The organism is Arthrobacter saudimassiliensis, from assembly GCF_059090665.1.
In genome coordinates, this window is sequence record NZ_JBNHFX010000002.1 from 340,636 (window position 1) to 355,394 (window position 14,759).

The 14,759-nt window shown below is 69.0% G+C and carries 12 protein-coding genes; 6 read left to right on the forward strand and 6 right to left on the reverse strand.

Annotation, left to right across the window (positions count from 1 at the left end):
- Positions 1–252: 252 nt before the first annotated feature.
- Together AC5RV6_RS08780 and AC5RV6_RS08785 are read left to right on the forward strand one after the other, a co-directional pair.
- Entirely contained in the window at positions 253–1,560 is a 1,308-nt protein-coding gene (locus AC5RV6_RS08780) for an inorganic phosphate transporter (RefSeq protein ID WP_494006926.1), read from the forward strand.
- A complete protein-coding gene (locus tag AC5RV6_RS08785) occupies positions 1,557–1,799 on the forward strand; it encodes a hypothetical protein (protein ID WP_494006927.1) in 243 nt (80 codons plus the stop codon). Before AC5RV6_RS08780 ends, AC5RV6_RS08785 begins: the two co-directional genes overlap by 4 nt.
- A gap of 121 nt (positions 1,800–1,920) precedes the next feature.
- Here AC5RV6_RS08785 and AC5RV6_RS08790 read toward each other — a convergent pair whose 3' ends face one another.
- Together AC5RV6_RS08790 and AC5RV6_RS08795 are read right to left on the reverse strand one after the other, a co-directional pair.
- A complete protein-coding gene (locus tag AC5RV6_RS08790; protein WP_494006928.1) occupies positions 1,921–3,000 on the reverse strand; it encodes an alkene reductase in 1,080 nt (359 codons plus the stop codon).
- 107 nt (positions 3,001–3,107) lie between these two features.
- Positions 3,108–3,596 carry a hotdog fold thioesterase gene (locus tag AC5RV6_RS08795; protein ID WP_494006929.1) on the reverse strand — a complete coding sequence of 163 codons (489 nt, stop codon included), beginning with the start codon at positions 3,594–3,596 and terminating at the stop codon, positions 3,108–3,110.
- Between the two features lie 19 nt (positions 3,597–3,615).
- Between AC5RV6_RS08795 and polA the strand changes: the two genes are divergently transcribed.
- The 4 genes from polA (at position 3,616) to AC5RV6_RS08815 (ending at position 10,171) form a co-directional block, all read left to right on the forward strand.
- A complete protein-coding gene (polA, locus tag AC5RV6_RS08800; protein WP_494006930.1) occupies positions 3,616–6,378 on the forward strand; it encodes a DNA polymerase I in 2,763 nt (920 codons plus the stop codon).
- 34 nt (positions 6,379–6,412) lie between these two features.
- Positions 6,413–7,747, forward strand: coding sequence for a GNAT family N-acetyltransferase (locus AC5RV6_RS08805; protein ID WP_494006931.1), 1,335 nt, complete (start codon positions 6,413–6,415; stop codon positions 7,745–7,747).
- Positions 7,748–7,997: 250 nt separating this feature from the next.
- Positions 7,998–9,464, forward strand: coding sequence for a 30S ribosomal protein S1 (rpsA, locus tag AC5RV6_RS08810; RefSeq protein WP_494006932.1), 1,467 nt, complete (start codon positions 7,998–8,000; stop codon positions 9,462–9,464).
- A 311-nt stretch (positions 9,465–9,775) separates the two neighbouring features.
- Entirely contained in the window at positions 9,776–10,171 is a 396-nt protein-coding gene (locus AC5RV6_RS08815; RefSeq protein WP_494006933.1) for a hypothetical protein, read from the forward strand.
- A gap of 129 nt (positions 10,172–10,300) precedes the next feature.
- Here the strand turns inward: AC5RV6_RS08815 and AC5RV6_RS08820 are convergent, their stop codons facing one another.
- The 4 genes from AC5RV6_RS08820 to AC5RV6_RS08835 all read right to left on the reverse strand — a co-directional run bounded on the left by AC5RV6_RS08820 (position 10,301) and on the right by AC5RV6_RS08835 (position 14,757).
- Positions 10,301–11,320 carry a LacI family DNA-binding transcriptional regulator gene (locus AC5RV6_RS08820; RefSeq protein WP_494006934.1) on the reverse strand — a complete coding sequence of 340 codons (1,020 nt, stop codon included), beginning with the start codon at positions 11,318–11,320 and terminating at the stop codon, positions 10,301–10,303.
- Between the two features lie 70 nt (positions 11,321–11,390).
- Entirely contained in the window at positions 11,391–12,860 is a 1,470-nt protein-coding gene (locus AC5RV6_RS08825) for a GH1 family beta-glucosidase (RefSeq protein WP_494006935.1), read from the reverse strand.
- Positions 12,860–13,774 carry a carbohydrate ABC transporter permease gene (locus AC5RV6_RS08830; protein ID WP_494006936.1) on the reverse strand — a complete coding sequence of 305 codons (915 nt, stop codon included), beginning with the start codon at positions 13,772–13,774 and terminating at the stop codon, positions 12,860–12,862. The genes AC5RV6_RS08825 and AC5RV6_RS08830 overlap by 1 nt, the downstream gene beginning before the upstream one ends.
- Positions 13,771–14,757, reverse strand: coding sequence for a carbohydrate ABC transporter permease (locus AC5RV6_RS08835; protein ID WP_494006937.1), 987 nt, complete (start codon positions 14,755–14,757; stop codon positions 13,771–13,773). The genes AC5RV6_RS08830 and AC5RV6_RS08835 overlap by 4 nt, the downstream gene beginning before the upstream one ends.
- Positions 14,758–14,759: the final 2 nt, after the last annotated feature.

A 14,759-nucleotide genomic window follows, 5' to 3' on the forward strand; every position in this document is an offset into this window, starting at 1 on the left:
GGGGGTCGGCCGCGGTCCGCGGCGTGCCCCGGCCCGGGCGGGGCGGGCGGTCCCCGCTTTGGCCGATGAAGGCCCAGGGCATAGGATTTCGACTGCGCCGAGCCGCCTGCAGCCCCGCTGCCAGGTCTCTTCCGCAGCCCCGTCCCTCCGGGACCAGGCCCCGGAGCGCGGCGGCGCATGAGCCCTCCAGAGCATCCAAGCCTGGGCCGGCCCATGCCCGCGGAATCGTATCCTTCTTGAGTTAGGTATCTGGTGGACCTCACCCTCATGGTCGCGCTCGTGATCGCGTTGGCGCTGCTTTTTGACTTCACCAACGGCTTCCACGACACCGCGAATGCCATGGCCACGCCGATCGCCACGGGTGCCATCAAGCCGAAGACCGCCGTCGCCCTCGCGGCGGTGCTCAACCTGGTGGGCGCCTTCCTGTCCACGGAGGTGGCCAAGACCATCTCCGGCGGCCTGATCCGGGAAGGCGAAGGGGGAATCCAGATCACGCCGGTGATGATCTTCGCCGGGCTGCTCGGGGCGATCATCTGGAACCTGCTGACCTGGCTGCTGGGCCTGCCCAGCAGCTCCTCCCATGCACTGTTCGGCGGCCTGATCGGCGCCGCCGTGGTGGGCGCCGGCTTCGGGGCCGTGGATTACTCCGTGCTGATGTCCAAGGTGATCCTGCCTGCCCTGCTCGCCCCGGTGATCGCCGGAACCGCAGCGTACCTGTGTACCAAGCTGGCCTACGCCGTCACCCGGCGGTCCGATCCGGACGGGGCAAAGCTGCCCCGCCGCCGCGGCGGATTCCGGCACGCACAGGTCTTCTCCTCCTCGCTGGTGGCCCTGGCGCACGGCACCAACGACGCCCAGAAGACCATGGGCGTCATCACCCTGGTGCTGATCGCCGGCGGGTTCCAGGCGTCCGGCAGCGGGCCGGTCACCTGGGTCGTCGCGGCCTGCGCGATCGCCATCGCAGCCGGAACGTATGCCGGCGGCTGGCGCATCATCCGCACGATGGGCTCCGGCCTGACCGAGGTGAAGCCGGCACAGGGCTTCTCCGCCGAAACCAGCACCGCGGCCGCCATCCTGGCCTCGTCGCACCTGGGCTTCGCGCTGTCCACCACGCAGGTGGCCAGCGGCTCGGTGATCGGCTCGGGCCTGGGCCGCAAGGGAGCCACGGTGCGGTGGGGCACCGCCCGCCGGATCGCCGGCGGCTGGCTGCTGACGCTGCCGGCAGCTGCCGGGATCGGAGCCGCCGCGGCGGCGGTGGCCGCGTCGCTGGGCGTGGTCGGCGTTGCCATCGACGCAGTGGTCGGCGGCGGCATCATGCTCGGCATCTTCCTGTACTCCCGCCGCAGCCGCGTGGGCTCCGACAACGCGATCAGCGACATCGACGCCGCCGGGGACGTCGTGAAGATCAAGCGCCGGCGCCGGGGGCGCAGCAAAGCCGCCAAGGCCTCCGCCGCAGCAGCCGCGGCAACGGACAAGCCCGTCGGCGCCGCGCAGGCCGCCGGCGGCGCAGGACAGAATCCGGGCAGCGCCCGGGCAACCACGGAGGCTGACGAAAAGTGAACATTGACTGGCTGTCTTTCCTGATCGTCGCCGTCGCGACGCTGCTGGCCTCGCTGACCGTCGTCGGACTGTTTTCCCTGGGCGTGCGGCTGAGCGCGGTCGCCACCGATCCCGAGGACCCGGCGACGCCGCCGCGCACCCTCGCCCTGGCCCGCGTCGGCTCCTACGCCTGCTTCGCCGTGTCGGGGGCGGCGGTGCTGGCCGGGATCTACCTCATCGTTCCCGCGCTGCACGGCTGAACCCGCCTGCCGCAGCGCCGGCAGCCTGGAAGGCCCGACAGCATAAAAGGCACGGGACCTGCTCCTTTCGCGGAGCAGGTCCCCTGCCTTTTGCACAGGTTCCCGGCAGTGTCCGGCAGCGTCAGTTCTGCCCGGCGTACTCGGGGTAGTCCGTGTAGCCCTCCGGGCCGAAGGCATAGAAGGTGCTCCGGTCCGGGGCGTTCAGCGGCAGGTCATCGCGCCAGCGCCGCACCAGGTCGGGGTTCGCGAGCGCGGGGCGGCCGACGACGACAGCGTCGCACAGGCCCTGGTCCATCATCCCCAGGGCCTCGTCCCGGGTGGTCTCGACGCCGAAGCCCGAGTTCAGCAGGAGCGGGCCGTCGAACCGGCGGCGCAGTTCCTGGACCAGGGGCCCGGCGGGGTCGCTGTGCAGGATGCTCAGGTAGGCGGGCTTCAGCGGCGCGATGGCGTCCACCAGGGTGCCATAGGTGGCCAGCAGGTCCTCCGGATCGGTTTCCAGGGCGTCCTGGACATTGTGCTCGGGGGAGATGCGCAGGCCCGTCCGCTCAGCGCCGATCTCCTCCGCGACGGCCCGGTAGAGCTCGATCACGAAGCGGGCCCGGTTCTCCGGCGAGCCGCCGTAGCCGTCCGTGCGCAGGTTGGCGGCGGGGGAGAGGAATTCGTGCAGCAGGTAGCCGTTGGCACCGTGCAGCTCGACGCCGTCGAACCCGGCCTCCACCGCATTGCGGCAGGCGGCCACGAACTCCGTGATGATCTGCGGGATTTCGTCGGCGGCCAGGGCCCGCGGCACCGGATAGGGCTGCTTGCCCTCATAGGTGTGGGTCAGGCCGTTGATGGCGACGGCGCTGGGCGCCAGCACCTCGCGCCCGCCGTTGATGCCCGGGTGCGTGACCCGGCCGGAGTGCATCACCTGGGCGTAGATCCGCCCGCCGGCTGCGTGCACGGCGTCCGTGACGTTCCGCCAGCCGGCCACCTGCTCCTCCGTCACCAGGCCGGGCTGGCCGGTAAAGGCCTGGCCGGCGAAGCTCGGGTACGTTCCCTCGCTGATGATCAGGCCGAGGGATGCGCGCTGGCGGTAGTGCTCGGCCACCATGGGGCCGGGGACGCCGTCGCGGCCGCTGCGCATCCGGGTCAGCGGGGCCATCACCAGCCGGTTGGACAGCTCCACGGAGCCGACGGTGAGCGGGGAGAACAGGTTCATGCAGGGCCTTCCTTTCGGACGGCACGCCGATGTCCGCGGCCGTCGTGGGTACCTCGACGGCAACCACGGGAGGGCCCCGGTCTATTCCGGGGCCGTTTTTCGCTCGGCTACCGGTTGTCGCGCAGCATGTTGGTGATGCGGGCGGTGGACAGCCGCCGGCCCTGCTCATCGGTCATGACGACCTCGTGGGTGGTCAGCGTGCGGCCCAGGTGCAGCGCCGTCGCCGTTCCCGTCACCAGCCCGGAGGAGACCGAGCGGTGGTGGGTGGCGCTGATCTCGATACCGACGGCGTGGCGGCCCGGGCCGGCATGCAGGCCGGCGCCGAAGGATCCCAGGGTCTCGGCGAGCACCAGGTGCGCGCCGCCGTGCAGGATGCCGGCGACCTGCTCGTTGCCCTCCACCGGCATGGTCGCGACCAGCCGCCCGGGCGTCATCTCCAGGAAACGGATGCCCATCCGCTCGACCAGGTTGCCCACGCCGTGGGCCGCAAGTCCGGCGTGCAGCTCGGGGGGAACCCCCGCCTCCGTCAGCTGGCTCACATACGGGTTCTCGGGCGTGCCGGAGGCCTCATCGGCCGGCGTGAAAATGTCCTTCATGGCCACTAGGCTTGCAGTTGTGAGTGAAACAACCAAACCGGCCGCAGAAACCGTTCCGGACAGCAGCATCGAGTCCGCCCAGGCCCTGGGGACGGTGTCCGACGGCGGACGGAACCGCCTGCTCGTCATCGACGGGCATTCCATGGCGTTCCGGGCCTTCTACGCCCTTCCCGCCGAGAACTTCTCCACCGACACCGGCCAGCACACCAACGCCGTCTACGGGTTCACCTCCATGCTGATCAACCTGGTCAAGCAGGAGCAGCCCACCCACCTCGCCGTGGCGTTCGACCTGGACACCCCCACGTTCCGCTCCGAGGAATACACCGAGTACAAGGCCGGCCGGAACAAGACGCCCGAAGAGTTCCACGGCCAGGTGGACCTGATCATCAAGGTCCTCGAAGCCATGAACATCCCCACGCTCACCGTCGACGGCTTCGAGGCCGACGACATCCTGGCCACCCTCGCCGAGCAGGCCGCCGCCAAGGACTGGGACGTCATGGTGGTCTCCGGAGACCGCGACGCCTTCCAGCTGGTGAACGACCGGGTGACCGTCTTCTACCCGAAGAAGGGCGTGTCCGACCTGCCCCGGATGGACGCCGCCGCCGTCGAGGCCAAGTACCTGGTCCCGCCGCATCAGTATTCCGACCTGGCCGCGCTCGTCGGCGAAACGGCCGACAACCTGCCCGGCGTCCCCGGCGTCGGGCCCAAGACCGCCGCGAAATGGATCAAGCTCTACGGCGGGCTCGAGGGCATCATCGAGAACCTCGACAGCATCAAGGGCAAGGTGGGCGATTCGCTGCGGGCCAACATCGAGGGCGTCAAGCGCAACCGGCGGCTTAACCACCTGCTGCGGGACATCGACCTGCCGGTGGACCTCGATGCCATGACCGCACGCCGCCCCGACCGCGACGCCGTCGAGGAGCTTTTTGACGCACTGCAGTTCAACGCGCTCCGCAAGCGCCTTTTCGACATGTACGGCGAGGAGGAGCAGGCGCAGCAGCCCGGCTTCGAACCGCCGGCACACGAGGTGATCACCGGGGCCGCCGAGCTCACCGCCTGGATCAACGCCACGAACCAGGCCAAGACGGCCCTCCAGCTGATCGTCGAGGGAACCGGCGCCGCGGCCGACACCGTCGCGCTGGCCCTGGTGACCGACGAGGCGTCGGCGCTCGTGCCGCTGACCCGTCTCGACGCCGACGCCGAGAAGGTCCTCGCCGCGTGGCTTGAGGACCTTGACGCGCCGAAGGTCGTGCACGACTTCAAGGCCGCCTACAAGGCGCTGGCGGCCCGCGGCCTGCGGCTGGCCGGCGTCGTCGACGACACCATGATCTCCGGCTACCTCATCCAGCCCGACCGGCGCAGCTACGACCTGGCCGGCCTGGCCCAGCACCACCTGAAGGTGGCCCTGGGGGCGGCCCCCGAGGCGGACAACCAGCTCGCGCTGCCCCTCGGCGATGAAGCCGAAGATGAGGCGGCTGCCTCGGCGGCCGTCCTGAACGGCTATGCCGCCCTCCAGCTCAGCGACCACTTCGGCGGCCAGCTGCTCCAGCGCGGCGCCAACCAGCTGCTGGGCGGCCTCGAGCTGCCGCTGGCCCGCGTGCTCGGCGACATGGAGATGGCCGGCATCGCCGTCTCCCGCGACAAGCTGGAGCGGCTGCTCGACGACTTCAGCGCCACGATCAGCAATGCCAGCTCCGAGGCGTTCCGGATCATCGGCAAGGAGATCAACCTCGGCTCGCCCAAGCAGCTGCAGGCCGTCCTGTTCGACGAGCTGGGCCTGCCCAAGACCAAGAAGATCAAGACCGGATACTCCACCGACGCCGACGCCCTGGCGGACCTGATCGTCAAGACGGGCCACCCGTTCCTGGAGCAGCTGCTGGCCTTCCGCGACGCCTCGAAGCTGCGCTCCACTGTGGAGGGCCTGCACAAGTCGGTCGCCGACGACGGGCGGATCCACACCACGTACACGCAGACCATCGCCGCCACCGGCCGGCTGTCCTCCGTGAACCCCAACCTGCAGAACATTCCCATCCGCTCCGAGGAAGGCCGGCGGATCCGCGAGGTCTTCGTCGTCGGCGAGGGCTACGAGCAGCTGCTCACCGCCGATTACTCGCAGATCGAAATGCGGATCATGGCCCACCTCTCCGGGGACGAGGGCCTGATCGAGGCGTTCCGCAACGGCGAGGACCTGCACCGCTTCGTGGGCTCGCACATCTTCAACGTGGCGCCGGAGGAAGTCACCAGCGCCATGCGGTCCAAGGTCAAGGCGATGTCCTACGGCCTGGTCTACGGGCTGAGCTCCTTCGGCCTGTCGAAGCAGCTGGGCATCCCGGTGGACGAGGCCCGGACCCTCATGCGGGACTACTTCACCCGCTTCGGCGCGGTGCGGGACTACCTGCGCGGCGTCGTCGAGCAGGCCCGCAAGGACGGTTTCACCTCCACCATCGAGGGACGCCGCCGCTATCTGCCGGACCTGTCCAGCGACAACCGGCAGCTGCGGGAGATGGCTGAACGCGCCGCGCTGAACGCGCCCATCCAGGGTTCCGCCGCGGACATCATCAAGCGTGCCATGCTGGGCGTGGACACCGAGCTGCGCGCGCAGGGCCTGAAGTCCCGCATGCTGCTCCAGGTGCACGATGAACTGGTGCTCGAAGTGGCGGCCGGTGAGCGCGAGACCGTGGAAGCCCTGGTGCGCGAACAGATGGCCGGAGCGGCCGACCTGTCCGTGCCGCTGGACGTCTCGGTCGGCGCGGGCATCAGCTGGCACGAGGCCGGGCACTAACCGGATCGGCGCCTGAACCGAGAGGAAGCGGAACATGGGGGAGAGCACCACGAAGGCGGCAGGCGGCGGCGGAAGCGGCGGGCTGCGGCTCGTTTCGTTCGCGCCGGGCCTGGACGACGCCGGGCAGGCGGCCGATGAGCGTACCCGGAACTGGTTCGACGCCGTCGACTTCGGCTTCCATGAGGAGCGCACCGAAGAGTCACGGCTGCCGGAGCTGATCCGGGCCTATCAGCGCGACGGGCGGACCCTGACTGCGGTCTACGACGACGCCGCTCCCGAGCACGCGTGGGATCCGTCCGTTCCGGTGGGCACCTATGCCTCGATGGTGAATGACCTCAACGTCGGCGGAATGCTGCTGCCCGCGCACCTGGTGACGGCGGTGACCGTGCGGCCCACCCATCGCCGCCGCGGCATCCTGCGCCGGATGATCACGACGGACCTGGCAGCGGCCAGGGCGGCGGGCCTGCCGCTGGCCGCGCTGACCGCGTCGGAAGCCACCATCTACGGCCGCTTCGGCTTCGGGGCGGCGACCTCCACGGCGGAGATCCAGGTCGACACCCGCGGGGGCCTGGACTTCGGGGCCCCTGCGGCGGGCACCGTGGCGGTGGCCGACGCCGGAAAGCTGCAGGCACTGGCCCCCGGGATCTTCCGGGCCCACCTGGAGCGGACCTTCGGTGCCCTGGGGCGGCAGCACAGCTATGCGCTGCGCGCCTCCGGTGCCTGGGGGCAGGAAAGCACCGAGCCGGACAAGGGCGTGCGCGGCGTGATCCGCTACAACGGTGACGGTGTTCCCGATGGGTACGCCGCCTACAAGTCGCTCGGCTGGCAGACCGAGCCGCACACCCTGAAGGTGATCGACCTGGTGGCGGCCGGTGACGAGGCCTACCGGGAGCTGTGGCGCTACCTGGGCGCCGTGGACCTCGTCGAGCGGGTGACGTTCGGCGTGGCGCCGGTGGAGGACCCGCTGCCGTGGATGCTCACGAACCGGCGCCGCTACCGGGTGACGGGCGTCGACGACGTGCTCTGGCTGCGCGTGCTGGATGCCCGGAGCGCGCTTCAGGCCCGGGGGTATTTCGGTGACGGCGCGGTGGTCCTGGACGTCTCCGATCCCCTGGACCACGCCGCCGGCAGCTGGCTCCTCGAGGTGCGCGGCGGCACCGCAGCCGTCAGCCCGGTCGCCGACGGGGACCGCCCCGACGTTCCGCGGGCCGCGCTGGACGTTTCGGCGCTCGGCTCCCTGTACCTCGGTGCGGTCAGTGCCCGCACCCTGGCCTGCGCCGGCGGCATCCGGGCCGGGGCGGACGCCCTGGACATGCTGGACGCCCTGTTCAGTGCCGGCCCGGCGCCGTACTGCAGCACGCACTTCTAGCCGGCGCGGGAGTGTATCGGGGCGCAGTCCCGGTGCCCGGGTAGTCCTTTGCCCGCCGCCTTTGACCTGAGTTGGAGGCTGCGGCTAGACTGAACGGGCGCTTTATTAGGCGCATGTCAGTTCCAATCCTGTCCATCTTCCGGACACGCACACATCGTCCTGGCGCTTCAAAGGCAGTCCGCTGCCGTGCGGCGGCGGTGGATGTTCATCCGGAAAATATTCATAACTTCCACATCGGAGTCCCAACTACATGACCATCACCACCACCGAGAAGTCCGGCACCCCGCAGGTCGCCATCAACGACATCGGATCTGCCGAAGACTTCCTCGCCGCCATTGACGCGACCATCAAGTACTTCAACGACGGCGATCTCGTCGAGGGTACTGTCGTCAAGGTTGACCGCGACGAAGTCCTGCTCGACATCGGTTACAAGACCGAAGGTGTCATCCCCTCCCGCGAGCTTTCCATCAAGCACGACGTTGATCCCGGCGAGGTTGTTTCCGTCGGCGATCAGGTCGAGGCCCTGGTGCTCACCAAGGAGGACAAGGAAGGCCGCCTGATCCTCTCCAAGAAGCGCGCGCAGTACGAGCGTGCCTGGGGCGACATCGAGAAGATCAAGGAAGAGGACGGCGTCGTCACCGGCACCGTCATCGAGGTTGTCAAGGGTGGCCTCATCCTCGACATCGGGCTGCGCGGCTTCCTGCCGGCATCCCTGGTGGAGATGCGTCGTGTGCGTGACCTGGCTCCGTACATCGGTCAGCAGATCGAAGCCAAGATCATCGAGCTGGACAAGAACCGCAACAACGTTGTGCTGTCCCGCCGTGCCTGGCTCGAGCAGACCCAGTCCGAGGTCCGCTCCACCTTCCTCAACAAGCTCGAGAAGGGCCAGGTCCGTCCGGGCGTCGTCTCCTCGATCGTCAACTTCGGTGCCTTCGTGGACCTGGGCGGCGTCGACGGCCTCGTGCACGTCTCCGAGCTGTCCTGGAAGCACATCGACCACCCCTCCGAGGTTGTCGAGGTTGGCCAGGAAGTCACCGTCGAGGTCCTGGAAGTCGATCTGGACCGCGAGCGTGTCTCCCTGTCCCTGAAGGCCACCCAGGAAGATCCCTGGCAGACCTTCGCCCGCACCCACGCCCTGGGCCAGGTTGTTCCGGGCAAGGTCACCAAGCTCGTTCCGTTCGGTGCGTTCGTGCGCGTCGAAGACGGCATCGAGGGCCTGGTGCACATCTCCGAGCTGGCCGTCCGCCACGTGGAGCTGGCCGAGCAGGTTGTCTCCGTGGGCGACGAGCTGTTCGTCAAGGTCATCGACATCGACCTCGAGCGTCGCCGGATCTCCCTGTCGCTGAAGCAGGCGAACGAGGGCGTCGATCCCGAGGGCACCGAGTTCGATCCGGCTCTGTACGGCATGGCCGCGGAGTACGACGAGGCCGGCAACTACAAGTACCCGGAGGGCTTCGATCCGGAGTCCAACGAGTGGCTCGAAGGCTACGAGGCACAGCGTGCCGCTTGGGAGCAGCAGTACGCTGACGCCCAGGCCCGCTGGGAGGCTCACAAGAAGCAGGTCGCACAGCACGCGTCCGAGGACATGGGCGGCGCTGCTGACGCTGTCGAGGGTGGCACCAGCTACTCCTCCGAGCCCGTCTCCGAGTCGAACGCCGGCACCCTGGCCTCCGACGAGGCCCTGGCTGCTCTGCGCGAGAAGCTGACCGGAAACTAGGTTTCCTTCTCCGGCCCCGGCCGGAAGCCAAGGCGGGTCCCCACTTCGGTGGGGGCCCGCCTTTGTCGTGTCCCGCGTAACCGGGGCCCCGGGTGCCTTTGCCGCCGGTAGACTCCCGGGGAACGTACAACCAGGGGCAGGAGGACACAGTGGGGGAGCCGCAGTACCCAAGGGAACCGGGGCAGCAGGCACCGGCGCAGCGGACCGGGTTCGGCGGCGCAGCTTCTCCGGGGCCCTCACCCGGGCCTTACGCTGTCCCGCCGCCCGCCGGCCCCGCAGCATACCCGGGCCCCCCTTTCCACCCCTACCCCGTGCCGCCCGGGAGCCCCGGGACCTGGGACGCCCGGCCACCCGGTCAGCAGCGTCCGGGCAGGGAACCCCGCCGCCTGCGCGGAGCGCTGCTGTGGAACCTGATCGCAGCGCACCTCGTGTGGTTCGCTGTGCTGTCCCTGAACTGGGGCTGCGCGGCCTACCTCGGCTTCAGCGCGGCCCTGAGCAACCCCAATGAGGACTACTCCGCCGTCATGGACTACGTCCGGTTTTCCTTCACGGGCCCCCTGGCGGCCCTGGCGGCGGGCTGGATGGTCGCGGGGCCTGCACTTGCTCTGCGGCGGGCCCGCCCGGCGGTCTGGGCGCTGTGCGTACTCGTGTACGGCTGGACGGCGCTCTGGCTGGGCGTCACCGTCCGCGCGCTGATGCTGTTGTAAGCGGGCCGGGCGAAGACCGGTCACAGCCGCGGGCCCCGGGCACGGAAGGCCGTTGCCCGCCGTTGCGTTAAGTGAACCGTGGGACGCCCCGGTGTTCCGGGACGCCCCACGCGGCTTGGGGCCCTAGGGCTAGGCGGATTCCCGCACGACGAGGGAGATCGGCAGCCGGGTGATGCGCTGGGCCGGCCGGCCCTCGATGAGGTCGACCAGGACCTCCGCCATTTTCTCGCCCAGGGTGGAGATCGGATGGTGAACGGTGGTCAGGGCCGGCGTCACGCTCGTGGCGAAGTAGTCGTCGTCGAACCCGACCACCGCGATGTCCTCGGGTACGCGCAGCCCGTGTTCCCGGATGACCTCCAGCGCTCCGGCGGCCATCTGGTCGTTCGCGGCGAACAGGCCGTCCAGCGGTTTCCCGCGGGCCAGCAGCCGGCGCATCGCAGCCGCCCCTGAGGCCACGGTGAAGTCGCCGTACTCCACCAGGGCGTCGTCGAGCCCCGCACCTCGCAGGACCGACTGCCACCCGGCCAGCCGGTCGACGCCGGGCGGCATGTCCTGGGGGCCGGCAATCGTGGCGATGGCCTGCCGCCCCGTTTCAACCAGGCGCCGGGTGGCGGCCTGGGCGCCCTCCTCGTTGTCGACCTCCACGTAACAGCTGTCGCGGTGGTTGACCAGCGGGCGACCGGCAAAGACGATCGGCAGCGAATCGTTCAGGTGCTCCCATGAGTGGTCTCCGCTGTGGTGGGAGACCACCAGCACGCCGTCGACGTTGCCGCCCATCAGGTAGCGCCGGGTCTTTTCCGGATTCGCCTCCGAGGAGGTGACCATGTTCAGCATGTAGTCGGTGGTGTTGAGGTACTTCGCCACCCCTTCCACCACAGTGGCGAAGAAGGGGTCGGCGAAGACCTTCGACGTGGACTCCGGCACCAGCAGCGTCACCGTGTAGGTCCGGCGGCTGGCGAGCGTCCGCGCCGCCCGGTTTGGCACGTAGTTCAGCGTTTTGACCGCCTGCTGGACGGTGCGGACAAGCTCCGGCGCCACGGACGGAGAGCCGTTGACCACGCGGGAGACGGTGGCCCGTGACACGCCGGCCAGGGCGGCCACCATCTCCAGCGTCGGGGCCGGCCGCGCCTGGCCGGTGTCAGCAGCCATTGTGGCCTCCATGTCGCGTCGGGTATCGGTGCCGGCCCACGGGTTGTCCCGGCATCCAGTGTAGTTTCACTCAGCCGACCGGCGCCGGGGCGGCTTCGCGCCCCTCGCTGTCGGCGTCGTCGGCGGCGCCGCTGCGGGCCGCGGCGGCGAGCCGGCTGTAGGCCAGCCCGCTGTCCTTGACGGTGCGGACCTGCGTCTCGTAGTCCACGTGCACGACGCCGAACCGCCGGCCGTACCCCCAGGACCATTCGAAGTTGTCCAGCAGCGACCAGACGAAGTAGCCGCGGACATCGGCCCCGGCTTCGATGGCCCGTCCGACCGCGTCGATGTGGTCGAGGATGTAGGCGGTCCGTTCCGGATCGTGCACCGCCCCGTCTTCGCTCACCGTGTCCTCATAGGCCGCTCCGTTTTCCGTTACGTACAGCGGAGGCAGAGACGGGTACTCCTCGCCGAGCCGGACCAGGAGCCTGCGCAGGCCGTCCGGGTTCACTTCCCAGTCCATCGCCGTCCGCGGCAGGCCGCGGCTCGGGAAGGTGATGTGCTCGGCGCCGATCCAGGGCGACGCCGTCGGCCGGCCGGAGCCCCCGCCGTGCCCGTCGGCGCCGCTGGTGTCCGGATGGCCGCTGATCTGGTCGTCGTGGTAGTGGTTGACGCCCAGAAAGTCGATGGGCGCGCCGATGAGCTGCATGTCGCCGGGCTGGATGACCTCGTGCAGGCCGAAGGGCTCCAGGTCCTGCAGGGTGTCCTCCGGGTAGGCGCCGCGCAGGATCGGATCAAGGAAGATCCGGTTCTGCAGCGAGTCGAAGAGGCGGGCCGCCTCGAGGTCCACCGGATCCTCGGGATCGCGCGGGATGGAGTTGCTCAGGTTCAGGGTGATGCCGAGCTGCTCGGCACCGAGGGCGCGCAGTTCGGTGACGGCCATGCCGTGGGCCAGATGCTGGTGGTGCACGGCGGCGATGGCTGCGCGGGGCTCCTGCCGTCCCGGGGCATGGACGCCTGAACCGTAGCCCAGCAGCGACGAGCAGAACGGCTCGTTGAAGGTGGTCCAGTGCCGGACCCGGTCGCCCAGCACGGCGTGGACGTCCTGGGCGTATTCGACGTACCGGTACGCGGTGTCGCGGCTGGCCCAGCCGCCGGCTTCCTCCACGGCCTGGGGCAGGTCCCAGTGGTACAGGGTCAGCCAGGGGAGGATCCCGGCGTCGAGCAGTTCGTCGACGAGCCGGGAGTAGAAGTCCAGTCCCTTGCGGTTGACCGGGCCGCCGCCGGGGCGGACGCGGGCCCAGCTGGTGGAGAAGCGGTAGGAGTCAAGGCCCAGTTCCTTCATGAGGGCCACGTCCTGGGGCATGCGGTGGTAGTGGTCCGCCGCGGTCGCCAGGGTATCGCCGTTCATGATGTTGCCGGGAGTGCGGGCGAAGGCGTCCCAGACGGAGTCCTCCTTGCCGTCCTCCCAGGCGGCGCCTTCGACCTGGGCGGCCGCGGTGGCGGATCCCCAGATGAAGCCTGCCGGGAAGTTCCTGGTCTCGGGGGTGTTGTTCGTCATTAGCCCTTCACTGCTCCCTGCATGATTCCGGATATAAGTTGTTTGCCTGCCAGCACGAAGAGCACGAGCAGGGGGATGGTGGCCAGCACCGCGCCGGCCAGCACGATGGAGAAGTCCACATAGTGCGATGACTGCAGCTGGCTGAGCGCCACCTGGAGGGTCGGGTTGTTCGGCAGGACCAGCAGCGGCCACATGAAGTCCGTCCACGCGGTCATGAACGTGAACAGGCCCAGGATGGCCATGGCCGGCCGGGCCGCGGGCAGCGCGACGTGGCGGAAGGTGCCGAACATGGTGGCGCCGTCCATTCGGGCGGATTCGATCAGCTCATCGGGAATGACGTCCACCAGGTACTGCCGCATGAAGAAGACCCCGAAGGCCGTAACAAGGCCGGGCACGATGACCGCGCCGAGCTCGCCGGTCCAGCCGAGTTTCTGCATGACCATGAACAGCGGGATGATGCCCAGCTGCGTCGGGATGGCCATGGTGGCGATCACCGCGACCATCAGCACGCCGTTGCCCTTGAAGCGCAGCTTCGCGAAGGCGTAGCCGGCCAGCGTGGAGAAGATGACCACGGAGAGCGTGACGGTGCCGGAGATGATCAGGCTGTTGGCCAGCGCCTTCCAGAACGGCACCGAGTCGAAGACCTCGGCGGCGTTGTTCCAGAAGTTGCCGCCGGGCCACAGGGGCGGCCAGTCGGAGCCCAGCGCGGCGTTGGAACGGCTGGCGATGACGGTGGACCACCACAGGGGATAGGCGGAACCGAACAGGAAGGCCATCAGGATCCCGTAGGTCAGGAAGCCCGGCCGGCGGGCGGACCCGAACGAACGGCTCCTGCGCCGCTCGCGGGCCGGCTTGCCCGATCCCGAGCCGACTCCGGTGCCGGGGACGGCCCGGGCCTTTTGCAGGACAGTCATCGTGGGCTCCTTGCGGGACGGGGTTTCCTGGAATCGGAGGTGGCGATCTTCTTGGAAATCAGGAAGTTCACGATCCCCACCAGGATGATGATCAGGAACAGCAGCCATGCCACCGCGGAGGCCTTGCCGAAGTTCGACCGCTGGAAGCCCATCTCCCAGAGGAGGAGGACGGTGGTCATGAACTGGCCCTGCGTGCCGCCGGCGTTGGCGGGGTCGAACAGGCGCGGCTCGGCGAAGATCTGCAGCCCGCCGATGGTGGACGTGATGACCACGAAGATCATCGTGGGCCGGATGCTGGGCAGCGTGATGCTGAAGAAGCGCCGGAAGGAGCCGGCCCCGTCGAGGGCCGCGGACTCGTACAGGTCGCGGGGCACGGCCTGCATCGCCGCAAGCAGGATCAGGGCGTTGTAGCCGGTCCAGCGCCAGTTGACCATGGTGGCAATGGCGAAGTGGCTGGCAAAGGTGTCGTTCAGCCAGCGGACGGGCTCCAAGCCGAAGTTGTCCAGGAGATTGTTGATCAGCCCGTTCTGCTCGTTGAACATGTTCGTGAAGATCAGGGCAACGGCCACCGGCGTCACCACGTAGGGCAGCAGCACCGACATCCGCCAGAACGTCTTGGCCCGCAGGTGCTGGTCCAGGATCGCGGCGAGGAAAACAGCGACGATCAGCTGGGGGATGGCTGAGAGCAGGAAGATCGAAAAGGTGTTGAACAGGGAGTTCCAGAAGTAGCTGTCGGCCAGGACCTCGGTGAAGTTCCGGAGGCCGACGAACTCGCCCTGCCCCTTGAGCAGGTGCCAGTCGTGCAGCGACACCCAGAAGGTGTAGAGGAGCGGAAACAGTCCCGTCACCGCAAACAGCAGGAAGAAGGGGGAGATGTAGAGGTAGGGAGACGCTTTCATGTCCCACCGGGACAGCCGCTGCCGGAAGGTCGGCACCTGCTTGACCGGCGGCCGTGGCACGGTTCGGTTCAGTGTTGTGGTCATGG